This is a genomic window from Hymenobacter sp. BT491 (assembly GCF_014349165.1).
Classification (GTDB): domain Bacteria; phylum Bacteroidota; class Bacteroidia; order Cytophagales; family Hymenobacteraceae; genus Hymenobacter; species Hymenobacter jejuensis.
Window position 1 is genome coordinate 42,897 of sequence record NZ_JACSJJ010000011.1, and the last position, 24,874, is coordinate 67,770.

23 protein-coding genes are annotated in these 24,874 nt (G+C 55.9%); 11 read left to right on the forward strand and 12 right to left on the reverse strand.

What is annotated here, in order from left to right; genetic code table 11:
* Positions 1–68: 68 nt before the first annotated feature.
* Positions 69–2,327, forward strand: coding sequence for a T9SS type A sorting domain-containing protein (locus tag H9I52_RS22450; RefSeq protein ID WP_187455730.1), 2,259 nt, complete (start codon positions 69–71; stop codon positions 2,325–2,327).
* Positions 2,328–2,464: 137 nt separating this feature from the next.
* Entirely contained in the window at positions 2,465–3,190 is a 726-nt protein-coding gene (recO, locus tag H9I52_RS22455; protein WP_139514781.1) for a DNA repair protein RecO, read from the forward strand.
* Positions 3,191–3,268: 78 nt separating this feature from the next.
* Here the strand turns inward: recO and H9I52_RS22460 are convergent, their stop codons facing one another.
* Entirely contained in the window at positions 3,269–3,799 is a 531-nt protein-coding gene (locus H9I52_RS22460) for a GNAT family N-acetyltransferase (RefSeq protein WP_187455731.1), read from the reverse strand.
* 119 nt (positions 3,800–3,918) lie between these two features.
* Between H9I52_RS22460 and H9I52_RS22465 the strand changes: the two genes are divergently transcribed.
* Positions 3,919–4,488 (forward strand): Crp/Fnr family transcriptional regulator, encoded by a 570-nt coding sequence (locus H9I52_RS22465; RefSeq protein WP_187455732.1) that lies wholly within the window; start codon positions 3,919–3,921, stop codon positions 4,486–4,488.
* A gap of 15 nt (positions 4,489–4,503) precedes the next feature.
* The gene (locus tag H9I52_RS23165; RefSeq protein ID WP_262386198.1) at positions 4,504–4,635 is read left to right on the forward strand and encodes a hypothetical protein; all 132 of its coding nucleotides are present in this window, start codon (positions 4,504–4,506) and stop codon (positions 4,633–4,635) included.
* Positions 4,636–4,970: 335 nt separating this feature from the next.
* Here the strand turns inward: H9I52_RS23165 and H9I52_RS22470 are convergent, their stop codons facing one another.
* Genes H9I52_RS22470 through H9I52_RS22490 form a run of 5 tightly spaced genes read right to left on the reverse strand, consistent with a single transcriptional unit; the run spans position 4,971 to position 8,617 of the window.
* Positions 4,971–5,387 carry an FKBP-type peptidyl-prolyl cis-trans isomerase gene (locus H9I52_RS22470; protein WP_187455733.1) on the reverse strand — a complete coding sequence of 139 codons (417 nt, stop codon included), beginning with the start codon at positions 5,385–5,387 and terminating at the stop codon, positions 4,971–4,973.
* A gap of 35 nt (positions 5,388–5,422) precedes the next feature.
* On the reverse strand, positions 5,423–5,980 hold the full coding sequence (locus tag H9I52_RS22475) for an FKBP-type peptidyl-prolyl cis-trans isomerase (RefSeq protein WP_165699312.1): 558 nt from the start codon (positions 5,978–5,980) through the stop codon (positions 5,423–5,425).
* A gap of 13 nt (positions 5,981–5,993) precedes the next feature.
* Positions 5,994–6,533, reverse strand: coding sequence for an FKBP-type peptidyl-prolyl cis-trans isomerase (locus H9I52_RS22480; protein ID WP_187455734.1), 540 nt, complete (start codon positions 6,531–6,533; stop codon positions 5,994–5,996).
* A 58-nt stretch (positions 6,534–6,591) separates the two neighbouring features.
* Positions 6,592–7,536, reverse strand: coding sequence for an FKBP-type peptidyl-prolyl cis-trans isomerase (locus H9I52_RS22485; RefSeq protein ID WP_187455735.1), 945 nt, complete (start codon positions 7,534–7,536; stop codon positions 6,592–6,594).
* A gap of 37 nt (positions 7,537–7,573) precedes the next feature.
* A complete protein-coding gene (locus H9I52_RS22490) occupies positions 7,574–8,617 on the reverse strand; it encodes a DHH family phosphoesterase (RefSeq protein WP_187455736.1) in 1,044 nt (347 codons plus the stop codon).
* A gap of 279 nt (positions 8,618–8,896) precedes the next feature.
* On the opposite strand from H9I52_RS22490, the gene H9I52_RS22495 reads away from it, so the two are divergent.
* The 3 genes from H9I52_RS22495 to H9I52_RS22505 all read left to right on the forward strand — a co-directional run bounded on the left by H9I52_RS22495 (position 8,897) and on the right by H9I52_RS22505 (position 12,014).
* Positions 8,897–9,316 carry a nucleoside-diphosphate kinase gene (locus H9I52_RS22495; protein WP_139514775.1) on the forward strand — a complete coding sequence of 140 codons (420 nt, stop codon included), beginning with the start codon at positions 8,897–8,899 and terminating at the stop codon, positions 9,314–9,316.
* 468 nt (positions 9,317–9,784) lie between these two features.
* A complete protein-coding gene (locus tag H9I52_RS22500; protein WP_139514774.1) occupies positions 9,785–11,068 on the forward strand; it encodes a nucleoside permease in 1,284 nt (427 codons plus the stop codon).
* A gap of 139 nt (positions 11,069–11,207) precedes the next feature.
* Positions 11,208–12,014, forward strand: a complete 807-nt coding sequence (locus H9I52_RS22505; RefSeq protein ID WP_187455737.1) for a hypothetical protein — start codon at positions 11,208–11,210, stop codon at positions 12,012–12,014.
* Positions 12,015–12,099: 85 nt separating this feature from the next.
* On the opposite strand, the gene H9I52_RS22510 is transcribed toward H9I52_RS22505, so the two are convergent.
* Positions 12,100–12,705, reverse strand: coding sequence for a superoxide dismutase (locus tag H9I52_RS22510; RefSeq protein ID WP_187455738.1), 606 nt, complete (start codon positions 12,703–12,705; stop codon positions 12,100–12,102).
* A gap of 105 nt (positions 12,706–12,810) precedes the next feature.
* Positions 12,811–13,257: a nucleoside deaminase gene (locus tag H9I52_RS22515; RefSeq protein WP_139514771.1), complete on the reverse strand. Its 447-nt coding sequence runs from the start codon at positions 13,255–13,257 to the stop codon at positions 12,811–12,813.
* 125 nt (positions 13,258–13,382) lie between these two features.
* Here H9I52_RS22515 and H9I52_RS22520 point away from each other — a divergent pair, with 125 nt between their 5' ends.
* Positions 13,383–13,922, forward strand: a complete 540-nt coding sequence (locus tag H9I52_RS22520; RefSeq protein ID WP_187455739.1) for a YceI family protein — start codon at positions 13,383–13,385, stop codon at positions 13,920–13,922.
* Between the two features lie 226 nt (positions 13,923–14,148).
* On the opposite strand, the gene H9I52_RS22525 is transcribed toward H9I52_RS22520, so the two are convergent.
* From H9I52_RS22525 to H9I52_RS22540, 4 genes are all read right to left on the reverse strand, one after another.
* Positions 14,149–14,715, reverse strand: a complete 567-nt coding sequence (locus tag H9I52_RS22525; protein ID WP_187455740.1) for a hypothetical protein — start codon at positions 14,713–14,715, stop codon at positions 14,149–14,151.
* 131 nt (positions 14,716–14,846) lie between these two features.
* Positions 14,847–15,326, reverse strand: a complete 480-nt coding sequence (locus tag H9I52_RS22530; RefSeq protein WP_139514768.1) for a T9SS type A sorting domain-containing protein — start codon at positions 15,324–15,326, stop codon at positions 14,847–14,849.
* 151 nt (positions 15,327–15,477) lie between these two features.
* Entirely contained in the window at positions 15,478–19,092 is a 3,615-nt protein-coding gene (locus H9I52_RS22535; protein WP_187455741.1) for an ABC transporter permease/M1 family aminopeptidase, read from the reverse strand.
* Positions 19,093–19,194: 102 nt separating this feature from the next.
* A complete protein-coding gene (locus tag H9I52_RS22540) occupies positions 19,195–20,106 on the reverse strand; it encodes an ABC transporter ATP-binding protein (protein ID WP_187455742.1) in 912 nt (303 codons plus the stop codon).
* Positions 20,107–20,420: 314 nt separating this feature from the next.
* Here H9I52_RS22540 and aspS point away from each other — a divergent pair, with 314 nt between their 5' ends.
* The 3 genes from aspS to H9I52_RS22555 form a co-directional block, all read left to right on the forward strand.
* Positions 20,421–22,184: an aspartate--tRNA ligase gene (gene aspS, locus H9I52_RS22545; protein WP_139514765.1), complete on the forward strand. Its 1,764-nt coding sequence runs from the start codon at positions 20,421–20,423 to the stop codon at positions 22,182–22,184.
* A 76-nt stretch (positions 22,185–22,260) separates the two neighbouring features.
* On the forward strand, positions 22,261–22,671 hold the full coding sequence (locus H9I52_RS22550) for a hypothetical protein (RefSeq protein WP_187455743.1): 411 nt from the start codon (positions 22,261–22,263) through the stop codon (positions 22,669–22,671).
* 117 nt (positions 22,672–22,788) lie between these two features.
* On the forward strand, positions 22,789–24,874 hold a 2,086-nt coding region (locus H9I52_RS22555; protein ID WP_316248073.1), incomplete at its 3' end, for a two-component regulator propeller domain-containing protein.

A 24,874-nucleotide genomic window follows, 5' to 3' on the forward strand; every position in this document is an offset into this window, starting at 1 on the left:
CCCCAGCGTTACGCAGTTGCCTTTGGTGTATTACGTTGACTATCTGCGCATTAGCAGGGGGCGAGGTTTTGGCTCAGAACGCGGTCGGCTACGGCGACTGGCAGCTGCATTTGCCCATCGACCGAGCCAAAGCCCTCGCTGACGCCGGCGACCGGGTGTACGTGGTCACGGAGAACTCCTTTTTTTATTACGATAAAGCGCTCAATACCACCACGTTGCTGTCGCGGCGCGAGGGGCTCAGCGACGTAGGTGTTCGCACCGTGGCCTACGATTCGGTGACGCGGCAGGTGCTGGTGGTCTACAAAAACAACAACCTCGACGTGTTGCGCCCCGACGGCACGGTGCAGAACGTGGGCGACATCGTGCGCAAGCAGATTCCGGGCAACCGCGACATCTACCACGTGTATTTCAACAACAAGCTGGCGTATATCTCCGCGGGTTTCGGCATTGTGGTGCTGGACATGGTGAAGCTGGAAACGCGCGCTTCCTACGGCAACATCGGCCCCAACGGCCAAACCATCCGGGTGAGCGCCACTACTGTGCTGAAAGACTCGCTGTACGCCGCCACGGCCAAAGGCCTTATGCGTGGCCGGCTCAGCGACAACCTGCTCGATTACCGCCGCTGGACCACCGATTTGCCCACGCGCACCACCGACGCGGAGGATCGCTTCAGCACCTTGGCTACCTACAACGGCCACGTGTACGCCGGCCTCAACAACGATAACCTGCAAGTTTTCCGCAGCGGCGCGTGGCGGCCCGAACCGCGGGTGTACACCACCGCCGTGCGGCAGCTGACGCCCACGCGGGCCGGGCTGCTGGTGACGGATGAAAGCCGGCTCTTGCTGTTTAATGCTCAAGCGAGCGCGGCGGCCCGCGAAATTCGGCACGCGTTGATTCGGGTGCCGTTTGCGGCGCAACGCGGCAAAGACGGCAGCTTTTACGTAGCCGACTTGCTGAACGGCTTGGTGAAAGTGAGCAGCGATGGCCAGCAAGCCGAAAATTTTCTGACCAACGCGCCCGCCAGTGTTACCTCGTTTAGCGTGTTGGCCAACGCCCAAACCAACACTGTGGACGTGTTTTCGGGCGGGTATGCCGACCGCTATCTGCAAAAAGACAACTACGGCGGCTTCTACGAATTCAAGGAAGGCCGCTGGACGAACATCAATTCGCAGACCATCCCGGATCGCAATCAATTTCCCAACCCCAAGGACCTGTCACGCGGCGTGCGCACGCCGGATGGCACACTCTACGTAGCCAGCTACGGCAACGGGCTGCTCGAATGGAAAGGCCCCGGCAGCTTTCGCTGGTTTACGCCCACCAACAGCCCGCTCATCTCGTCAATCAGCGATCTGAATTACACACGTCTCACCGACCTCGCCACCGACGCCGACGGCAATGTGTGGGTGGTCAATCGCCACCAAAGCAGCAATACGTCGGGCTTGTTTGTGTTTCACCCCACGGCTTCGACCTGGGAGCGACTGCCGTATTTTCCGGGCTCCGAGAATCTGGAACGCATTGCGCTCGACGACTACGGCGTGGCGTGGGTGACGGCGGCGCGGGCCGGCGGGCAGGTGCTGGGCGTCATCGCTTTCGATCCGGCCAACCGCACCACCCACAGCTTTTCCACCGCCGATGGACTGCCCGCAACCGATGCCTACGACATCGTGAAAGACCGGCTGGGCGATATCTGGGTAGCCACCACCAAGGGCGTGGCCGTATTCAACGATCCGAGTTTGGCCTTTACGCAGGGCAGTGCCTTTCGCACGCCTACCGTGAAGCGGGGCGAGGGTGCCAACTACCCGGCGTTGTTTACGGAAGTGGTGAAAACCATTGCCGTGGATGGCGCCAACCGCAAGTGGTTCGGCACCGACAACGGCCTGTGGCTGTTCAATGCGGAGGGCGACGAGGCCATTCAGCACTTTACGACTTCCAACAGCCCGCTGCCCTCCAACAGCGTCGTGGACGTAGACATTAACGACCGCACCGGCGAAGTTTTTGTCGTGACAGCCGACGCGGGCGTCGTTTCCTATCGCGGGTCGGCGACCGTCACGGAAGGCAGCCCCGATTGCGCCAAAGTATTTCCGAACCCCGTGCGTAGCAACTTTGGCGGGCAAGTGGGCATTTCGGGCCTGGCCAACAACGCCGATGTCAAAATCACCGACGTGGCGGGTAAGCTCGTCTACCAGACGCGCGCCGCGGGCGGCACCGTCACCTGGAACCTCAACGATTACAACGGCCGCCGCGTCGAGTCGGGCGTGTACTTGGTGCTTTCCGCCACTGCCGATGGCAAGCAAGGCTGCATCAGCAAGCTGGCGGTAATCAAGTGATTGACTCGCTTGTTTTATTATCACATAAATATTTGATTGTCAAATATTTATGTGATAATCTGTTTCGCTCTTTTTGAGCGAAAATTGATCATTTAGCGACGGATACTTGTTAAGTAACAACTGCCAACAAAGAACCTATGCTGATTAAAACCCGAGGTATCGTCCTGAATTACATCAAGTACCGCGAGAGTTCGATCATAGCACGAGTATATACCGAGCGTCTGGGGCTGCAAACGTACATCATCAACGGGGTGCGCAAGGCCAAGCCGCCGGGCCGGATTGCGCTGTTTCAGCCGTTTACCCTGCTGGATCTGGTGGCGTACACCTCGCGGCAGGGCGGCATCACGCGGTTGTCAGAATTTCGCTGCTCCGAGTCGTTTCGCAACATCCCCTTCGACATGGCCAAAAGCAGCGTGGTGCTGTTTCTGTCGGAAGTCGTGAGCCGGACGGTGATGGAAGAAGAAGAAAATGAGCCGCTGTTTAATTTCCTCCACGATTCCATTCTGTCCTTTGACCAACAAGCCAGCGGGTTCGAAAACTTTGCGCTGGTGTTTCTGCTCCGCCTGACCAACTACCTGGGTTTCGGAGCCGAATCCGGCGAAGAAATCACGTCGCAGGTGGCATTTGCTTCCAGTGCACCGGCCGTGGCGGGCAGCAGCGCGACCGGGCCGGCGGTACTGCGGCTGCGGGAGTTTGAGCAGTATTTCGACGAGTTGCTCCGCGATCCGGCCCATGCCACCGTCCCCAACGGCCGCGTCCGCCGCGAGCTGCTCGACGTGCTGATTCGCTACTACCAGCTGCACATCGAAAAGCTCGGGGATATTCGCTCGCTCGATATTCTGTCGGAAGTGCTGGCTGAATAGTTTGTGGAGACCTCTCAAAAAGCGGAACGCATGGTACAAAACGCAATACTTTAGCATCCGCCTTTGTAGAGCCGTCCGTTAGCGGTTTCCGGATAGAGGCAGCTTCATCAGAATGTCGGTCTGATCTTCATCGCCCAGCCTGAAAATGTGCTTGTCAAACGCAACGAAGCCGTTTTTCTGGTAGAAGCGGATGGCGCGCGAGTTTTCTTCCCACACGCCTAGCCACACGTAGTTGGCTTGGGCATGCGTGGCCAGTTGCAGCGCCTTTTCGTAGAGCAACTGCCCTACCTTCTTCCCGTGAAACGCCTGTAACACATAAATCCGCTCAATTTCAAATGCGTTGTCCGCTTGCCGCTCTGTTTGTGCTGGCCCGGTGTTCAATTTTAGATATCCAATGACGGTATTCGCCAGCTCGGCAACATAAAATTCCGAATTGGGCTCCTGTAACTCCGTGGTTAGTTTTTTAATTGAGAAGCCTTCTTCCAAATAAGTCTTCATGTTCTGCTCGGAGTTACTGGCCGCGAACGTCTCGAAAAATGTTTGTTGGCCAATCTGCTGCAAGCGGTCAACGTCTAGCAGGGTTACTCTTTTAATGGTGATGGGCTTCATGTGCTCGTTGGATGGTGGTGAAAAAGGATGACGGGTTGTGGCGCTATTGAATTGCGCTGCTATTTTTCGAATTCCGCCGGGCGGGCGACCCCGGTTATTTTTCTATTCTGGTATTGCGCATGACCCTTTCCGAGATTTTGCACGCCACCTATCCGTTGCCGCAGGCCTCGCTCGATAGGCTGCTCGCCTTAGCAGAGTATGTCGAATTGCCGCAAGGCACGCTTTTGTTTCGGGACGATGCCCTTGCCCACCACGTCTATGTGTTGCAGCGCGGGCTGGCGCGGGCCTACACTCGGCGGGCGGACCGGGAGGTGACCTTTTGGTTTTCCTTTGAGGGAACCGTACTCGTCTCGATTCGCAGCTACACCGAGCAGGCGGTGAGCTACGAAACCATCGAATTGCTGGAAGACAGCAACCTGTACCGACTCAACACGCACGCGCTCCAGCAATTGTATCAGACGGATTTGCACTTGGCCAACTGGGGGCGGGTCTTGGCGGAACGCGTGTGGCGACAAACCGAGCAGCAGCTCATTGCCCGGCAGTTCCGCACCGCCGAGGAGCGCTACACGGACTTGCTGCAGCAGAGCCCGCACTTGCTGCACCGCGTGGCGCTGGGGCACATTGCGTCGTATCTGGGCATCACGCAGGTTACGCTGAGCCGCGTACGCGCCAAACTCAAATTGCGCTAAGCTGAGGGTGGGTAGATGAAAGCTCAGCACCGCACGGCCGGCAAAGGCAGCGTACCGCCCGACGGATTCAGCGACCGCAGTCATTTTGGCCTTTCCCAAGCCGAAACTAAATGCGGCTTTGGCCAACCCGGCCAGTACCAAAAATAACCACTGCATTGCTGCTAAGAAACGTGTAGGGGCAAAGGTCCTGAATAACCCACGCTCTTCTTTTTACCAATGTTAAAAACGAACTGGTCGAACTTACCGCCCGCGCTGCATTTTGCTGCTGGTTGGACGAAATTTGAGACTGAGGCTTCGAAGCGGCCTGTATTAGCTTACAGCAGTCATTGTAATGTATTGATGAAACTGAGGGTACCCATCCCTTGGTATGCTACATTTCGCATTTTGTGAGACATATTTGGGTTAGAAAGCAGCCCAAAAAGAAAGCCCGTCTACATGTAGACGGGCTTTCTTTTTGGGCTTTGAAAAACCAGGCAAGGACCTTATTTCACCTTCAGCACAGCGATGTCGAATACCAGATCCGTGTTGGGCGCGATCAGGTATTCATCGGGGTTGTCGGGGTTGCGGGTGCCTTTGGCCCCGTACGCCAGCGCGGCCGGAATCCAGACGCGGGCGCGGGCACCGGGCGGCAACAGGAGCAATAACTCTTCCCAGCCCTTTATCACTTCGTTGCGGCCGAGGCGGATTTTCAAGGGCCGTCCTTCGGTAGCGGAAGAATCGAAAATCCGTCCGTTGGGCAAGAACCCCGTGTACAACACAGTTACCTGCTGGCCGGCCTTGGCTGGGGTGCCGTTGCCGGGTTGCGACACCACGTAGCGAGCGCCGCTCAGCGTGCGCAACGTATCGGTTGCGGGCGTGGATTGTGCATAAGTGGCCGTGGTGGCTGCGAGCAGCACCACGATACACAGTATGCTTCGACCAAGCTCAGCTAGCATTACTGAACGTTGGTAACCTTCATCTCAAACAGCAGCACACGATCATTGCCGATGGCCGCTGGTGGGTTGTGGATGCCGTCGCCGCTGAAGCCATACGCCAGCTCCGAAGGAATAATCAGGATCTTGCTATCGCCTTTGCGCATGAGCTGCAGGCCTTCGTCCCAGCCCGTAATAACGGCGCCGCTACCCACCAGCACGTCAATGCATTGGCAAGGCGTACGGTTGTCGTAGGATGAGTCAAACGTAAGACCATCGTTCAGCGTCCGGCCGATGTACTGCACCTGCGCCCGCTGCCCCGACTTGATCAGGTCGCCCGTGCCATCGGCAACGGAAATCAGGTACAAACCAGAGTTCGTGCGCGTATAGTTCTTGATGTTATTGGTAGTCAGGTAGTTCTGGATTTGCGTCTCGTCCAGTGCACGTTGGGCCTCGCGGTGTTGCTTAACCGCCTTCGTGTCGTAAGGGTTAGTAGACTTACAATTCGACAGAAACGGAATCAGTAGCAGCAGCACGGCCAAGCGCCGCAGGAGAATACCTCTCCCGATTAGAATGTTCATGAGTGAAGGTAAGTTACTTGATATCAACAAGTTCCACTTGGAAGCGCAGCACTGCATCCGCCGGGATAGGGCCATTGCCTTGCGCGCCATACGCTAGGCCCGAAGGAATCAGCAGGGTGGCTTTAGAGCCTTTGCTCATAAGGGCAATGCCTTCATCCCAACCCGGAATTACCTGCCCAGTGCCCAATACAAAGGAAATCGGAACGTTGCCGTGCTTGGAAGAAGCATCGAAAACCTGTCCGTTCAGCAGTGAGCCAGTATAAAGCACCGACACCGTTTGGCCGGCTCTGGCCGTGGTACCCGTGCCCGCGAGGCGAGGCACAAAATACAAGCCCGAAGTCTGCCGCGTGAAGGTTTTGATGCTGTCGGCGAGGTACTTCTGAATGGTGGCCTCGTCAATTGGTTTCTGGGCTTCGGCGTGCTTCTGGGCTTCGTCGTAGGCCTTTTGAAGGTCGTCGTTGGTGGAAAGACAGCTTGTGAGCAACGGGGTGCTTAGTAAGAGCAGCACCGCCAAACGAATCAATAGGGCAGGGCGGAAAAGTGAAGGCATCATACTAACATGAGGAAAATAATCGGCCCTGGGTTGCAACCCAGGGCCGATTATTCATAAGTTATTTAACATCAACTAGTTGCACGTCAAACCGGAGCGGTGCGTCAGCCGGGATAGGGCCCGACCCGCGTTGGCCGTAAGCAAGGGAAGAAGGAATCAGCAGAGTAGCCTTGCTGCCTTTGTTGAGCAGCGGAAGGGCTTTATCCCAGCCCGGAATCACTTGGCCCATGCCAATCGGGAATTCGATCGGCTTGCCACCGGATTTGTCCGACGAGTCAAACTCTTTGCCGTCGAGCAAGGTGCCTTTGTAAGTCACCGCAACCGTTTGGCCAGCTTTCGGCTTAGGGCCCGTACCCGGCTGCGTAACAATGTAATAGAAGCCCGAGGTGTCTTTCTGAGCGTTCAGGTTGTTCTTTTTGATGTAGTCCTGCAAGATTACATCGTCTTTCTTAAGCTGCTGCTTGGCGTAGCCCGCCATCTTTTGCTGCACCTGGCCCTGAATCTGCTGCGCCTCGGTACGAGCAGTTGCTTCGTCCACGATTTTTACGGCCGTGATGTAGAGCATCAGCGTCTTGCCGTACTTGGTCACTTGTGGCGGTACGGGTTGCTTCATGCGGGCAAACATCGTGTCGATGTTCAGGCGGAACACGCCGCTGTCGCCGGCTTGCAGCAGCGAGAAGGCTTCCTGCTCGGTGCCTTTCTGGGTCAGAGGTTGGAGGGGTACAAACGTTGGGAAGCCCATCAGCTGCTTGCGCGAGCTTTGCAGCACCGAGTCTTTGCCGGTACGGTACTCCACGTGCACCTCCATGATTTTGCCCACCCGCGACTTGTAGCCGCTGGTGTCGGCGGCGCCAGCTGCAGAGTAGCTTTTGCCGTCTTTCTTGAAGATTTTGTACTCGATGCCGGATTTGGTTTTGGCGAAATCACCGCCGCCCTTATTGCAGGAAGCGAGGCCCAGAACGCCGGCTGCGAGGGCCAGGCTTAGAAAATTGCGTGAAAAGAGCATGAAAAGGGAAGAAGGTTAAAAACGAACTAGGGGCAAGTTACGCCGAAGGCGGCGCAACTGCTAAAGGTGCCGTCACGAGCTGGGTTTGGTACTGGGGCAACAAGTCCAGAAAACGCTGCACGGTTACGTCGAGTGGGTCGTAGCTGATGCCACCGGCCGCGTTGTGGTGACCGCCGCCCTGAAAATGCTTGCGCGAAAAATCGCTTACCGAAAAGTCGCCCACCGAGCGGAAGGAAATCTTTACGGCTTGCCCACGGTCAATCAGGATGGCTGCAAATACTACGCCTTCGATGCTGAGGGCAAAATTCACAAGTCCTTCGGTATCACCGGTTTTGGACTGGTACTGCCGCAATTCGTCTTGCGTGATGGCAATGTAAGCGGTGTTGTATTCGCGTAGCACAGTGAGCTTATCCTTGAGCACAAAGCCCAGGAAGCGCAAGCGCATCTCGCTGTGTGAGTCGTAGATGCGGCGGTGCACGGCCGAAAGGTCAATGCCGGCATCAAGCAGTTCGGCAATGATTAGGTGCACGTTGCGCGACGTGCTGGGATGGCGAAACGAGCCCGTATCGGTCATGATGCCGGCGTAGAGGCATTCGCCGATGCCCACGTCGATCAGCGATTGATCGCCCAAATCGCGGATCACTTCGAAAATCAGCTCGGCGGTAGCGGCCGCTTTAGGATTTGAGAAATCGAGATCGGCAAAGTTTTCCGGGTCTTGGTGGTGATCGATGAGCACCTTCTTACCGGGAGCGTTGCGAATGTATTCGCCCATCTCGTTGATGCGGTTGAGGCAACTGAAGTCGAGACAGAAAATAACCTCGGCGCGGTTGATCAGGTCTTGTACCTGCGCATCATTTTCGCGGCGCTCGTAGATGATGACGTCTTCGTTGCCGGGCATCCAAGCCAGAAAGTCCGGATAGTCGGAAGGCGTTACGACCGTTACGTGGTGGCCTTTTTTACGAAGGTAACCCGCCAGTCCCAGCGACGAGCCTAAGGCATCGGCGTCTGGTTTGTGGTGCGTGGTGATAAAAATCTGCCGGGGCTGCGCCAGTAGCTCCTGCAGGGCGGTGATAGTGGACATTGCCTACTGATAGGTGGCTGAAAGTCGGTGGTTTACGCCGTGTGCAAGACGGCAAAAGTCGGAAATATTCTGCAAAGATACTTTGCCCCAACAAACTAGCGCCAAGATTAGGTTCGATCGGAAGACACGGTCGCCTCTTGGTGCCACGCCAAAGCGGTTGAGGAGCCGAACTGGCCTATCGTTTTTGAGGCGCTCAGCAAATTTTCGTTCATCTTCGGCTACTTTTGCGCCCGCAACATCACCAGCCAATTTATTTTTCAGTCTTAATTCCCATACAGAATGGCAACCAACCGCACGTTTACGATGATCAAGCCCGATGCTACCCAGGAAAACCACATTGGTGGCATCCTGAGCATGATCGAGGAAGGCGGCTTCCGCATTGTTTCGCTCAAAAAAGTACTGCTGACGCCGGAGCGCGCCGGTCAATTCTACGAGGTACATAAGGAGCGCCCCTTCTACAACGACCTTGTGAAGTACATGTCGTCGGGCCCGATCGTAGCCGCTATTCTGGAGAAAGACAACGCCGTAGCCGACTTCCGCACGCTGATCGGGGCTACCAACCCTGCACAGGCCGCCGAGGGCACCATCCGGAAAAAATACGCTAAGAGCATCGAAGCCAACGCCGTACACGGCTCTGACTCAGACGAAAACGCTCAGATCGAAGGCAACTTCTTCTTCAAAGCCGACGAGCAATTCTAAATTGCCTCGCTGGCATAACAAAAAACCCGCCCTGCATCGTGCAGGGCGGGTTTTTTGTTATGCTAAAAATATACTCAGTTTATGCTGATTTTATACTAAGTAGATACTAAAGTGAGGTGTGCCGGCGCTTTTTAAAGATAATATGTTGTTGGTTAAGGTGTTACATAACGAACGAAAAAATCTCTTGCTGCCAGTTAGCTAAAAGAATCAGCAAGCTCTTCAATGCGACACATTAACTCTAAGGTGGATGTATAAATAATTGTCTATCAGTGGTTTATATGATACGTGCGCCTTGGAGAGTTAACTTATTACGCGGGCGCAGTGAGCGCTATAAAGTTGAGTGAAAGCGGAGAAATTGCCTCGGCATTTCCGCGGCCCACGAAAGATTTCGACAGCAATCCCCTCGGAGTGAATTCTTGTATCTTTAGGATCACAATTCCCACTTTTCCATCTTCAAACTAAACCTGCATGAATATTAAGCTGCGTCTTATTGTGATGAGCTTCTTACAGTTCTTTATCTGGGGTTCGTGGTTAATAACCATTGGTGCGTATTGGTTTCAAACGAAGCAGTGGTCGGGTGCGCAGTTTGGGGCCATATTTTCCACCATGGGCATCGCATCGATATTCATGCCCTCCATCATGGGCATCATTGCCGATAAATGGGTGAATGCGGAAAAGTTATATGGATTGCTGCATATTCTGGGCGGCCTAGTTTTGTTTACCATTCCCATGGTTGACAATCCGTCGACTATGTTCTGGGTGATGCTGCTGAACATGATTTTTTACATGCCCACGCTCGCCTTGTCCATCGCCGTTTCTTATTCGGTACTGAAAGGCAACGGCGGCGACGTCGTGAAAGATTACCCGCCCATCCGAGTGTGGGGCACCATTGGCTTCATCGCCGCCATGTGGGCGGTTACCTTTTTGGGCTTTGAAAAGTCGGCCAGCCAATTTTACGTGGCCGCCGGCGCGGCTATTCTGCTGGGTATTTACTCATTTACCCTGCCCAGTTGCCCACCGCCCTCCAAAGACACCCCGAGCCGTTCGCTGGTCGATGCCTTGGGTCTCAAATCCTTCGCGTTGCTGCGCGACCGCAAACTGGCTACGTTCTTCATCTTTGCCTTGCTGCTGGGAGCGGCCTTGCAGTTGACCAACGCCTACGGCGACACGTTCCTGCATGATTTCGATAAGGTGCCGGCTTACCGCGATACGCTGACTGTGCAGCACCCGGCCTTCATCATGTCGATTTCGCAGATTTCCGAAACCCTGTTCATCCTGGCTATCCCATTCTTTTTGCGCCGTTTCGGCATCAAGCAGGTGATGATTTTCAGCATGATCGCTTGGGTGCTGCGCTTCGGGCTGTTCGCCTACGGCAATCCTGGCTCGGGCCTCTGGATGATTATTCTCTCGTGCATTGTGTACGGCATGGCCTTCGACTTCTTCAATATTTCCGGCTCGCTGTTCGTCGAAACCCAGACGCAGCCCAGCATTCGGGCCAGCGCGCAGGGGTTGTTTATGATGATGACCAACGGCTTTGGGGCCGTGCTGGGTAGTTCGCTCAGCGGCATTATCATCCAACAATACTTCACCGACGCCACGGGTGCCAAGGATTGGCACAGCATCTGGATAACGTTTGCCTTGTACGCTTTCGCGATTGCCGTTTTGTTTGTCGTGTTATTTAAACACAAGCACAACCCGCAAGAAATAAGCAACGTGCACGCCGAGCCGCTGCTGTCCGCGGAGCAGGCATAAATTGTATAAACAATAAGGCTGCCTGTTGCAAGTGCAGCAGGCAGCCTTATTGTTTGTGAAATAAATAATAAGTATTTGGTTATCAAATGCTTATACTTATTAAAAGATTTTCTCTACTGACTATTAACTATCCCTTTCTATGCAAGCGCGTGACCAAGGACTGGTGCTGAAGGCTGCGTGCCTCTACACGACCGCGTTTCTGCTCACGTTGCTGCTGCACGAGTTGGGGCATGCGCTGATGTCGTGGGCGTTGGGTGGCGCGCCGGTGCTGCATAATTCCTACGTCGACAGCCGGACGCCAAACCTGTCCGATCGGGCGTCGTTGCTGATTGCGCTGGCGGGTCCGGTGCTGAGTTTGGGGCAGGGCATACTATTTCTGCTGCTGGCCCGCGGCAGCCGGTCGGGGAGTAGTAGGGCATTGTTTGGCCTGTATCTGGGCGTATTTGGCGTGATCAATTTTCTCGGCTACGTCATGACCAGCCCTTTTGTGCCCTACGGCGATTTGGGCCAAGTCATGACGTTGCTTCACGTGCCTACGTGGGGAGCAGTGCTAGCCGCAGTGCTGGCGGCGGCGGTGCTGGTCGTGATCATTCGGAGCACAGGCAACTGGTTTTTACGGTTCGTGCCTACCGTAGAAGGGCAGGCGGCGAAAGAGGCTTTCCTGACGAAGCGGCGCGCCATGCAGGCGCTCGTTTTCTGGCCCTGGGTAGTAGGTTCGATCGTGATCACTGTGCTTTCCTGGCCGTTGCCGACGGTGCTGAGCATCATTTACCCGATTATGAGTCCGTTGGTGCTGGGGAGCGCATTTGGGCAGGCGTTGCGCAATCCTTCGTTTGGCGCCGCCGAAACTCCGTCCCTAGTACGGACGCCAGCATGGGTGCCAGTGGTCGCTTTGCTGGTGCTGGCCATCGTCTACCGCGCGTTGCAGGGCGGCGTGGCCCTGTAGAAAGGCTACGTTGGGGCATGAAAAAGGCTTCTTCCGACAGGAAGAAGCCTTTTTCATTAACTAATTGACAGTCAATCAGTTATATCTACGCCTGTTGGAAGCAACGGTTCACTTCGTCCCAATTGATGAGGTTATAGAATGCCGCGATGTAGTCGGGGCGGCGGTTCTGGTATTTCAGGTAATACGCGTGCTCCCACACGTCGAGACCCAGCACGGGGGTGCCTTTGCAGCCCGTATCGGGCATCAGCGGGTTGTCCTGGTTAGGCGTCGAGCAGATTTGTACCGAGCCATCGGGCTGCTTGCACAGCCATGCCCAGCCCGAGCCGAAGCGCGTGGTAGCGGCTTTCGTAAATTCTTCCTTGAACTTGTCATAGCTGCCAAAGGCCTGATTGATGGCATCGGCTACGGCACCCGAGGGCTGGCCACCGCCGTTAGGCGACAGAATGGTCCAGAACAGCGAGTGATTCCAGTGGCCACCGCCGTTGTTGCGCACTGCGGCCGGCGCGGCGGCAATGTTGTGTAGGATTTCCTCGATCGACTTATTTTCCAGATCCGTACCTGCAATGGCGTTGTTCAGGTTGGTCACGTACGCCTGGTGGTGCTTGGTATGGTGAATTTCCATCGTCTGCGCGTCGATGTTGGGCTCGAGCGCATCGTATGAATAGGGCAGTTGGGGCAGTTCGAAAGCCATGTGTTTTGGGTTTTAGGGATGGAAGGAATAAGGACTGGTCAGTGTTCTTAACAACGAAGGGCCTGGTGGGGTTACGAGAACTTCCGGGCCCGCGATCAAAAGTAGTTATTTACGCTTGCGGGCAAAAAACTCGCTCATCAGGGCGCCGCATTCGGCTCCTAAGATGCCGCTTACCAGCTCCGTGCGCGGATGCAGCAAGTTGCCGTAGCGCCGAAACCCGCGTTTTTCTTCTGCGGCGCCGTACACCACGCGCCGCACCTGCGCCCAGAAGCTGGCCCCGGCGCACATCACGCACGGCTCAATGGTGACGTACAACGTGCAGTCGGCGAGGTACTTATTGCCGACGTGGTTGGCGGCGGCCGTCAGGGCCAGCATTTCGGCGTGGGCGGTTACGTCGCGCAGCTGCTCGGTCTGGTTGTGGGCGCGGGCGATGATTTGCCGCTCCAGCACGACCACCGCCCCAATCGGGATTTCGTCCTCCTCGAGGGCGTAACGGGCCTGTTTCAGGGCTTCCCGCATGTAGTGCTCATCGCTGAAAAGAGAAAGCGTCATTCGAAATAAAAATAAATACGCGGAAAGATATTGCAAGGAACAATTGATGTACGTACATTTGTTGTACCTACATCAATCAGCTAGGAACTTCAATTTTCATCCCCAACCTTCAACCTCATATTCCCATGGAAGCAGTAGCCACCAAATGGACGCTTGATCCAACGCACTCCGAAGTGCAGTTTAAAGTAAAACACTTGGTTATCTCTACGGTAACCGGCACGTTCAAGCAATTTCAAGGCGAAGCCGAGACAGAAGGCGACGACTTTGAAAACGCAAAAATCAACTTCACGCTCGACGTTAATAGCGTGGATACCAACCAAGAGCAGCGCGATGCGCACTTGAAGAGCGAAGATTTCTTCAACGCCGCCAGCTTCCCCGAAATTAAGTTTCAATCGACGGCTTTCCGCAAGGTGGGCAGCAGCGAGTATAAATTGGAGGGCAACCTCACCATCAAAGACGTAACCAAGCCCGTAACGCTGGACGTGGAATACGGCGGCTCAGCCGTTGATTTCTACGGCAACACCAAAGCGGGCTTTGAAGTAACCGGCAAAATCAACCGCAAAGAATTTGGCCTAACCTGGGACGGCATTACCGAAGCCGGTAGCATCGTGGTCGGCGAAGATATAAAGCTCAGCATCAACGTGCAGTTCGCTAAGCAAGCGTAACGCAATTCGAGCGCAGCAACCAAAAAGCCACCTCAACTGAGGTGGCTTTTTGGTTGACTTATAATTGGCTTATTATCAGATATTTGTAAAATAAGCAAAAGCCTCTCCCGTCATCCAGAGCGCAGCGAAGGATCTCTACACGAATAATAACTTCAGCGAAGCGGTAGAGATCCTTCGCTGCGCTCTGGATGACGTTCTCAAGGAAGAAAGCAGTACTCTTTAACGATCAGTCTTTCAGGGCAATGCTCTGCATAACTGCTTGGGCAATGGGTTGCCATTGCGGTTGCTCTTCGGCGGGGCTGTTGAAGGTAAAAACCATCAATTGATTGCCCTGGATCGTGTACTGCACAAATTGGTAGCGGCGCACGGGCGGCAGGTTGCTGCCGCGGCGGTTGTCAGTGACGCTGGACACAAACTCCAGGGCTACATAATCGCGCTTGTTGACGGTGCGAATGTCTTCGCTGAGAAAATCCACCTTGGTGTACATGTTCTGGATGCTGGCCTTGTAGATTTTGAGCAGCAGCGCGTAATCGCGGCTCGAAAAGGTCGTTGGCTTTTGGGCTACGCTGAAATCGACGCGCCCGCTGGGATTGGTAAACACCGCCAGCGGCTTGCGCGGCGACGGATATTTGGCCGCGATGCCGTCGTCGGGCAGGGGCACAAAGCCTTCCGGTATGCCGACCGTAAGCTTATTGGTGAGCGTCGTTTTCTTGAGCTTCGGGCCCGCCGCTGTAAATGCGAACAAGGCCAGCACCAACGCTGTCAGAAAGGGGAAAAGGCGGAGTGTTTTCATAAGACTTCAGCAAAGTAACGCCGCAGTGGCGAACAGAATTTCACGGAGCAGAAGAAGCCCGAAAAAAAGCCCCCGCCACCAGATTGGTAGCGGAGGCTTTCGGGGGGTGAACGGTGGAGAGAACAGGGAGATTAGTAGCGCAATTTCTTCTTTTTCTTGCTCGACACAACGGCCGACGAAGGATATTTAATATTGACTTTTTTCCAGTACACGTAGTTACCCGTTTTGGCTTCCACTAAATAGGTGCCCGCCGGAATGCGACCCAAATCGACGGGCGCACCAGTATTGTTCAGCGGGTCGAGAGGCGTCGAATAAACCTCCTGTTTTTTGTAATTCGTCATCACCAGCGTACCAGGCTTGGTAAATTGCTGGGTGAAGCTCAGGAAGATGGTGCCTTTGTTGGGGTCGGGATACACGTCGATGCCCGATAGGGTTTCAACGCGCTTGATGGGGCCGTCGAGCACCACGGGTTCGCCTTCGGTTTTGGACTTAACCACGGCACCGGCAGCGTCCGATTTGGTTTTTGTTTTGATCTTGGTGCCGGTGGTTTGGGCCTGCGCCGTGGTGAAGGCAAGCAAAGCAGCAGCGGCTAACAAAAAGGAGCGTGTCATAGCGGAAAAAATAGAAAGAGCCGGAAAGCGAAGCGTTTTCCGGCTCTTTGCACATTTGGGGCCAATTTTGGCCGCGGTTGCGGAGTTGCAGGCGGCTAGGAAAGGCTTTATAACTATAAAAGCTTACTAATATGCAACTTATGATCAGCGGCTATTTCACCACCACGGGTTTGGTATTGTCGTCGGGGGTGCGGTCGATGAGCAGGTTGTAGGGGTCGATGCCGGCCGTTTCGGGTTTTGCAGCCACGTCCACGCTCAGGCGGGTAGTGCCGGGGCGGAAACGGCGTTTCTGCCGGTACAGGGTCACGTCCTGCCACTGGCCGTTTACTTTTTTACGGGCTAATACGCCTACGTCAATCCAATCGTTCATCAGCTTGGCGGGGGTTTCGTTGCCCGTGCTGTCGGCGTACATCTTCTTGACACTCAACACCATATCGACGCGGTAATGCCCGTTGGGGAGCCTGTGGGCGGTTACGGAATCGGCTTTGTTTTCGTAGAGTGTGATGCGCCGGAACATATCCGTGAGCAGGTATTGCAACGAATCAGGGGTTTGCTGCTGGAAATGCTTCAGCAAGTCGAGCGACGTCGTGTAGGGCGGCTCCTGAAACTTTACTTCCTGCAAATAATCGGATAAGGCTCGATTTACTTTGTCTTCGCCGATGTAGTTGGCCAACGCATACAGCACCACCGAACCTTTTCGGTAGTGTATATATTGTTGATTTTCAACCTTATACAAGGGTAGCTCTTTGATGTTCTCGGATGCCCGGCCGCGCAGATAATCGTCCATCTCATACTTGAGAAACTTGCGCATCATGGCCTCGCCGTAGCGTTGTTTCATTACCATCAGAGCCGAGTATTCCGACAAAGCTTCCGACATGAGCGTGGAACCCTGCACGTCGGCCCCGATCACTTGGTGCGCCCACCACTGGTGCGCTACTTCGTGCGCCGTGATAAAGTACGGGTAATCAACGTCTTTCGGGTTGGTCGAATCGACTTGGGCAATAAAACCTACGCTTTCGGAAAAGGGAATGGTGTTGGGAAACGACTGGGCAAAGCTGGCATAGCCCGGAAACTCAACTACCCGTACCTGCCGGTGCTGGTAGGGACCGTAATTTTTGGTGTAGTACGTCAGGGCGTCCTGCACGCCCTTGGTCATGCGCGCCAAGTTGTATTCGTGGCCGGGTTGGTAGTAAATCACGATGTCCACGTTGTTCCATTTGGCGCGATGCTGTGCGTAGCGCGCCGACTGGAAGGAGTAAAAATCCAGGATGGGAGCGTCCATGGCGTAGCGGAAATAGCGCCGGCCGCCTTCGCGCCACTCACGCTGCAAATAGCCAGGCGCTAGCGCAATCTGGTCTGGAGACGTGCTCACGGTGGCCGCAAACCGCACCCAATCGGCATCTTTGGCGATGTACGTATTGCGGCGGGCGGCCGTATCGTTGAGCGCGGCCATGCGCGGCTTGGGCTTGAGGCCGTACTTCTTGCGGGCGCTTTCCTCGCTTAGCTCGCCGCTTTCGTCGTACCCGAGGTGGGGCATGAGCTGGCTGTTGATAAACGTGCCGTTGTAGACGATACTGGTGCGGCGGGTGTTGTTTTCGAAACCGGGCGCGTCGTAGTACAGGTCAAACGACAGGGGCAGCGAATCGCCAGGCGCCAACGGCTGGGGCAAGCGCTGCACAAAAAACGCCAATGCCGAATCAGCGAGTACGGTGCGTGCACCGTTGCCCAAGGCTAGCTTCCGGATACGCACGTTGTTAACCAGGTTCAGCACCACTGAATCAATAGGACGGTTGGTTTTATTGCGCAGCCAGTATTGCCCGCGCAGGCGGGCTTCCTGGCGCTCCGGAAACAGGTCAACCTGCACATCAACGGCGACAATGCGCGGCTGGGGCGTGCGCAGGAAGTGGCGATATTTCTTCTCGTACTGAACGGTCTCTTCCTGTTGCGATTTGTTGCTGCGGAAGTCGTTGAGAATGTTGGTGTTATAAAAAATCCAACCGCCCACGGCCACAAACAACGCCAGCGCCAGCCCCAGGGCCAGCCGCGCCGAACCTGTAAAGCGCCGCGCTGCCAAGTGCTGGCGCATGTTCCAAGAGGTTTCGGTGCCGCGCACCCACAGCAGATTGGTCGCCACGGCCATCGCCACCGCCAGCAGGCCCCAATAGAGCATAAACCACAGATACGGCCCGATAAAGTGCCCAAACCCATTGAGCGCCGAGTAGCGCAGGCCCGAATCGGAGCCGTAGATGAGCAGGTTCTGCTCCAGCCCGAGTTGGCCGGCAAACCCCGTAAAGAGGTAGTACAGCACCATTACAAAGTGGCCTAAATACTTGTGGTTGACCACTACATGTATCACTATGGCGAGCACTACCAGCAGCCAATAGCTGGGCAGGTTCAGTGCGAAAAGCCACTTTAGGTATAGCCCAATTTCAAAATTGAAATAGCCGTAAAAAACCTGGGTGAGCAACCCAAACACGAGCACCAGCACTTGCAACAATACCGGGATGATCAGCAGCGCCGCCAGTTTGGAGGCAAACGGCACCCAGTTTGGAATGGGCAGCGCGTCGTACATCTGGTTGAGCCGGGCGTCGCGCTCGCGCCACACCAGCTCGCCGGCGTAAAACGTAACAATGGCCAGCACAAACAGCGCAAACGAACCCGAGAGCGCCGGCACTACCTGTCCCGTAACGGGGTAAGTATTAGTGCCATACACTTTGCCAATGCTGAAAGCCGCCGCCAGCATAAACGCCATGCCGGCAACTACAATCGCGATGAAATAGGGGCTTTTTACAATGGCACTCAACTCCAGCCCCGTCAAGCGTAGCCACTGGCGCAGGTATTGGGCAAAACCAAACTGCTGCGCCACCCGCGGCAATAGCACCTGATTGGCAGATGGTACTACCGCTTGGCCCAGCGGTTCGGGCCGCGTGCGCCGGCCGCCTTCGGTGGAGCCTTGCACGAAGCGAAAACGCAGGTAGCAGAACCCAATCAGCAGCAGGCCAACGCCCAGCCAGATCAGGCGGTTGAGGCCCAATAAGCCAACCGGGAGCACCGTAAGGGTATTTTTTTCGGAGGCCGTCCAGTATTTGGTGAGCAGCGACAACGCGCCATTGCCCATGGGGTCGAGCAGGGCCGCCAGCGTTTGGTTGTCGAGGTCGCGAAGCTGGCTGCGGGCAATCACGTACAGCACCAAAAACACAATGCTGCCCACGTAAGTACTCAGCGCTTGGCGCGTGAGGGTGGCCAGCACGAAGAAAATGGCCCCCGTCAGCAGGACGTTGGGCAGCACGAACGTCAGGTAGGGCGTGAGGTAGGCACTGATGCTCGACGGGCCCAGGCGCTCGGGCTGAATGCCCGGAAACAGCGTTCCTATCCACAATCCCAGCCCGATGCCGCTGAGTACCAGCATGGTAATTACGAGCGTGCCAAAGAAGCGGCCGCCGAGATAGCCGGCTTTGCTGATGGGCGTGGTGTAAAGCAGTGGGTGCATGCGGGTTTCAAAGTCGCGCAGCACGGCCGGGCCGAACATAGCTGAAATCAACAGCACGCCCGGCAGCAGCGTCAGGGCGGTGGTCATGCTGTTGACCGTAAACGGCGAGTTGAGTTTTACCGGGCCGGTGCCAAACACCCCCGATAAACTCTCGAAAACGCCGCCCTGCGCCAACGCCAGCAACAGCGCCAGCATGAACAGAATACCGAAATAGATATAAGTAGCCGGCCGACGAAGCCGGTACCAAAGCTCAAACGTAAAAATTTGCCAGAACATGAAGCAGGGTAGAGGGAATGCCTATAAGAGAGTGTTAAGCAGTTATATAAGTGATTTATAATCAAATACTTATATAGCAAGTGTCAGAATTGATGTAGGCGTTTAGCTTACCGCTACTTTGTCCTGGTTGAGCGTGACGCCGCGCTCGGCCTCGGCAATGCGAGCGAAGTACACGTCTTCCAGGCTAGGCTCGACGGGCGTGTATTCGGGACCAGGCTGCGCGTCGGCGAGGACGTGCACGATGGTTTGACCCGCAAACAGGCGCGAGGAAATTACCCGCTGCTCTTGCTGCAACGCCGCCAGTTCTTCTTTCGCTACGGCACGGCGCCACACTTGCCCGCGCAGCTCCTGCATCACCTGCAACGGGTCGCCGGTAAGCAGCACCTGGCCTTTGTTGATGATGGCCATGTTGCGGCACAAATCGCTCACGTCCGACACGATGTGCGTGCTCAGAATCACGATGATGTTCTCGCCGATCTCGCTCAGCAAGTTGTGAAAGCGGTTGCGCTCGCCGGGGTCGAGTCCAGCAGTAGGCTCGTCGACGATGATCAGGCGCGGATTGCCTAGCAGGGCCTGGGCAATGCCGAACCGTTGCTTCATGCCGCCCGAAAAGCCGCCCAAATTCTTTTTGCGCACGTCGTAGAGGTTGGTGCGTTGCAGCAAGGCAGCCACCACTTCTTGGCGTTCTTTGGTGTTGGAAAGGCCTTTGAGCACGGCAAAATGATCGAGCAAGGCCTCGGCCGAAACTTTAGGATAAACGCCAAACTCCTGCGGTAAATAGCCCAACACGCGGCGCACGGCGTCTTTATCGCGTAGCACGTCGATGTCGCCGAGCCGAATGGAACCGCTGTCGGCTTCTTGTAGCGTGGCAATGGTGCGCATCAGCGACGACTTGCCGGCGCCGTTGGGCCCCAACAAGCCAAACATACCCGTCGGAATCGTTAGTGACACGTCGCGCAGGGCCTGCACGCCGTTGGGATAGGTTTTGGATAGATTTTCAATAACGAGTTCCATGCGGGCAAATCGAATTGGGTAAGAGGGAGTTAGTTGAATGGCGTTGAAAAGATAGAGAAATGCCGTGCTGGTTGCGCTGTGCAGCGTAAAAAGCCGCCGTGTGAGCCGTAATTGTGCTGAATAGTTACGATTCGGCTGCGCGTAGCAGGCCCGGCCAAGCAGCTTCGTGGCATTACAGGTTTACAGATGAATCGCGGGCGACTGTATTTCATTACAGCCACCGGGAAAAGTGGCCGACGCATTTTTAGGGAACCGGTTCAAAAGCCTTTCTTCCTACCTTCGCGGTTCCGATAATCTTCCGAATCCTAGTTGCTATGCTCCGTACGCACACTTGCGGCGAACTCCGCCAAGAAAATGTTGGTCAAACCGTCACGCTCACCGGCTGGGTCCAGCGCACCCGCGACAAAGGCGGCATCTTCTGGGTGGATCTGCGCGACCGTTACGGCATCACGCAGCTCACGCTCGAAGAAGGCGTGGAGGCCGAAGCGCAACGCGAATTAGTCCGCACGCTGGGCCGCGAATACGTGGTGCAGGTGACGGGTAACGTAGCCGAACGCTATTCCAAAAACGACAAAATGCCCACCGGCGACATCGAAATTCGGGTCGAGAAGCTGGAGGTGCTCAACCCGGCCAAGTTGCCGCCTTTCCTCATCGAAGACGAAACCGATGGGGGTGACGACCTGCGGATGAAATACCGCTACCTCGACCTGCGCCGCAACACCGTGCGCAACAACCTGATGCTGCGCCACCGTGTAGCCCAGGCCACGCGCCGCTTCCTCGACGGCCAGCAGTTTATCGAAGTGGAAACGCCGGTGCTCATCAAAAGCACGCCGGAAGGTGCCCGCGACTTTGTGGTGCCTTCGCGCATGAACCCCGGCGAATTCTACGCCCTGCCGCAGTCGCCCCAGACCTTCAAGCAGCTTTTGATGGTGTCGGGCTTCGACCGTTACTTCCAGATTGTCAAGTGTTTCCGCGACGAGGACCTGCGCGCCGACCGCCAGCCCGAGTTCACCCAAATTGACTGCGAAATGTCGTTTGTGGAGCAGGAAGACATCCTGAACACCTTCGAGGAGTTGGTGCGCTACCTATTTAAGGAAGTGAAAGGCATTGAGCTGCAAGACTTTCCGCGCATGACCTACGCCGACGCCATGCGCCGCTACGGCAATGACAAGCCCGACACGCGCTTTGCCATGGAGTTTGTGGAACTCAACGACATCGTAAAGGGCCAGAACTTCCCCGTGTTCGACAACGCCGGTTTGGTGGCCGGCATCAACGCCATCAACTGCGCCGTGTACACGCGCAAGCAACTCGACGAACTGACCGAGTTTGTAAAACGCCCCCAAATCGGCGCGACCGGGCTCGTGTATGCCCGCGTCGAAGCCGACGGCAACGTGAAGTCGTCGGTCGATAAGTTTTACTCGCAGGAAGAGCTGCAAAAATGGAAAGCCGCTTTCAATGCCAACCCCGGCGACTTGCTGCTGATTTTGGCTGGCGAACCCAATAAAACCCGTAAAGCGCTGAGCGAGTTGCGGTTAGAAATGGGGCAGCGCCTCGGTCTGCGCGACAAAGATTCGTTCTCGACGCTGTGGGTGGTTGATTTTCCGCTCCTCGAATACAACGAAGAGGAGGGCCGCTACTTTGCCATGCACCACCCGTTTACGTCGCCCAAGCCCGAAGACGTGCCGCTACTCGACTCGCCCGATACGATCGGGGAAGTGCGCGCCAATGCTTACGACATGGTAATCAACGGGGTAGAAGTGGGCGGCGGCTCCATCCGCATCCACGACCGCGGCGTGCAGGCGCGCATGTTTGAGCTGCTCGGCTTCTCCGACGAAGAAGCCAAAGCGCAGTTCGGCTTCCTGCTCGATGCCTTCGAATACGGCGCCCCGCCCCACGGCGGCATCGCTTTCGGCTTCGACCGCCTCTGCTCGCTCTTCGGCGGCGCCGATTCCATCCGCGACTTCATTGCCTTCCCGAAAAACAACTCCGGCCGCGATGTCATGATCGATTCGCCCTCGCCGATTTCGGAAGTGCAGCTAAAGGAGCTGAGCATCAAAACGGCCGTGGTGCAGAAGTAAGTAGGCTAACATAAAAAAGAGGGAAGCCCCTTCGTCAGCTTTTGAGCTTGAGGAGGGGCTTCCTTATTTTACCCGAGTGAAAGAAGTAAAATACATCCGTTGGAAGGCAATGGTATTCGTGGCTTTTGGCGCTTCCATTTCCTTCGTCGGAGCCTATTTATGCTCAGACTTTGAGCGCATTATTTCAGGTATAGCAGTTTTCATATTTGGTGCCTTACTCATGCATGTTGGGCGCCTGCGCCTCAGGGAGAACGATGTGCTACTACGGCTGACGCCTGAAGCCATATGGACAAAGGAGTTTGTGTGGCAACCATGGAATAAGATGGTAGTGGAATTGGACCGAACTCAGCGAGCATTTACAGCTACATTAGAGATCCACCGTCCGAACGATGCTACGCCTCGTTTCTTCGAATACGTGTCGCACTTAACAATAAGTGAAAACGAACTGAGGCAATGGCTTGAGCGCTTTGCGTCTAATCAGAAGTAGCCTTTCGTCTTTTGGGGTCTGCTCCTTTGTCTCCGCAACTGGCTGTAGGCGCGCCCGCCGATTTTTGATAGCTTTAATCAGTTGAGCAGTACCTTGGTGCACGGCCTTTTGCTATCTATGCAACGAATTGTATATCTGATAGTTACGATTTGGGTGTTAGTGCTGTTAGCGCCAGAGCTAGTGGCAGCACAGACCCCGCCGCTTACATTTCGCACGCTTACGTCGGCCAATGGTCTTTCCGAAAATAGCGTCTATGCCATGGTGCAAGACCGGCGCGGGTTTCTGTGGATGGGCACGCAAGACGGCCTGAGCCGCTACGACGGCACCGATTTTCGCGTGTTTCGCAACGATCCGCAACGACCAGGCAGCCTGAGCAGCAACTTTATTCTGTCGCTTTGTCAAGACCACAAAGGCGCTATTTGGGTCGGGACGGGCGGAGGCGGCCTCAACCGCTACAACCCGCTGACGGATACGTTTCAGGCGTTCCAATACGACCCAGCCAGCAGTACCAGCCTCGCCGACGATTTCGTGCGGGCCGTGTTTTGCGACGCAACCGGCCAAGTCTGGGCTGGCACCGAAGGCGGCTTACATCTTTTTGACGCTGACAAAGGGCGTTTTCACCGTTTTCGCCACGATGCCAGAGAAGTTGCCAACGTCCGGCGCAACTCCATTCGGGCCATTGCCCAAACCCCCGACGGCACGTTGTGGGTCGGGACGGGCGAAGGCCGCATCAGCCGCGCCGATCTGGCCAGCGGCCGCCTAGTGCCGCACCCGCATTGGGTGGCGGCAGGCCCCGTTACGGCTCTGATGGCCGACCAAAAAGGCGGACTTTGGGTCGGTACCGAAAACGAAGGACTGCGGTATTTGCCCGCCGACGGTAGCCCGATTCGCATTTTTCGCCACTCGGCTGAGCCGGGCGCCCTGCCCGCAAATGCGGTGCACACCCTTTTGCTCGACAAAGTACAAACGCTGTGGGTGGGCACGGGAGCCGGCCTTGGCCGCTATCAGCCTAGTACGGGCACTTTTAGCACGTATCAACACCAGCAGCCGGTGCCACAAAGCCTGCCCGACGACGCGGTGCAAAGCCTGTATCAAGACCGTTCGGGCCTGCTGTGGACAGGCACGGAAGGCGGCGTCAGCAACTTCGAGGCCGAGCCGCCGGCTTTCATTACGTACCCCATCAGCACCAACCCAGGCGCCGTGTGGGCCGTGAGCGAAGACGCAGCTAGCCGGGTCTGGGTCGGTACCGAAACCGAAGGACTGGTGTGCTACAACCCCCTTACGAAGCGCCGGACGGGGTTTCGCCACGATCCGCAGGACCCGGGCAGCCTCAGTCAGGATTTTGTGCGGGCGTTGTGCTTCGACCGGCGTGGCCGCTTGTGGGTCGGGACCCAAAGCCAGGGGCTCAACTGCTTGGAGCCGGGCGCCCGCCAATTTGTGCATTACCGCCACCAGCCGGGTCAGCTCAACAGCCTAAGCGACGACTTCATTCGGTCGGTGTACGAAGACCCGCAGGGCCGGCTGTGGATTGGCACGGAAGGCGGCCTCAACCTGTTTGATCCAACTTCCAAGCGATTTATCGTTTTTCGGGCCAACGCTGCCAATCCTAATGGTCTGAGCAACAACTTTGTACGGGTAGTGCTGCAAGACCGACGCGGGATGATCTGGGTGGGGACGGGTGGGGGTGGCCTGTGTCGCTACGACCCCCAAACGGCGCGTTTTCGTACCTACCGTTCCAATCCGCAGGACCGCAAAAGTCTCAGCAGCAACTTCGTGCGCGCCATCTTAGAGGATCACACCGGCACTTTATGGATCGGGACGGAAGGCGGCGGATTCTGTAAGCTCGAAGATCCGGAGAAAGGCTATTTCAGATCGTTCAGGCAGTCAATGGGGTTGCCTAACGATGTGGTATACAGCGTGTTAGAAGATAAAGAAAACAACCTGTGGCTGTCCACTAACAAAGGCATTGCGCGCTTTACCCCCCGCAACGGCCAAATCCATACCTTCGACACCCGCGACGGCCTGATTCAGGACGAATTCAATGCGGGCGCTTCGCATCTGGGCCGCAACAGCGGTCGCCTATATTTTGGGGGTGTAAACGGCTTGGTCGTATTTCGTCCTGAGCAGGTGCGCACCAACCCGACCCCGCCGCCGGTGGTGTTCACGAACTTGCGCAAGTTCAACCAAGCCGTGGAGCTGGACA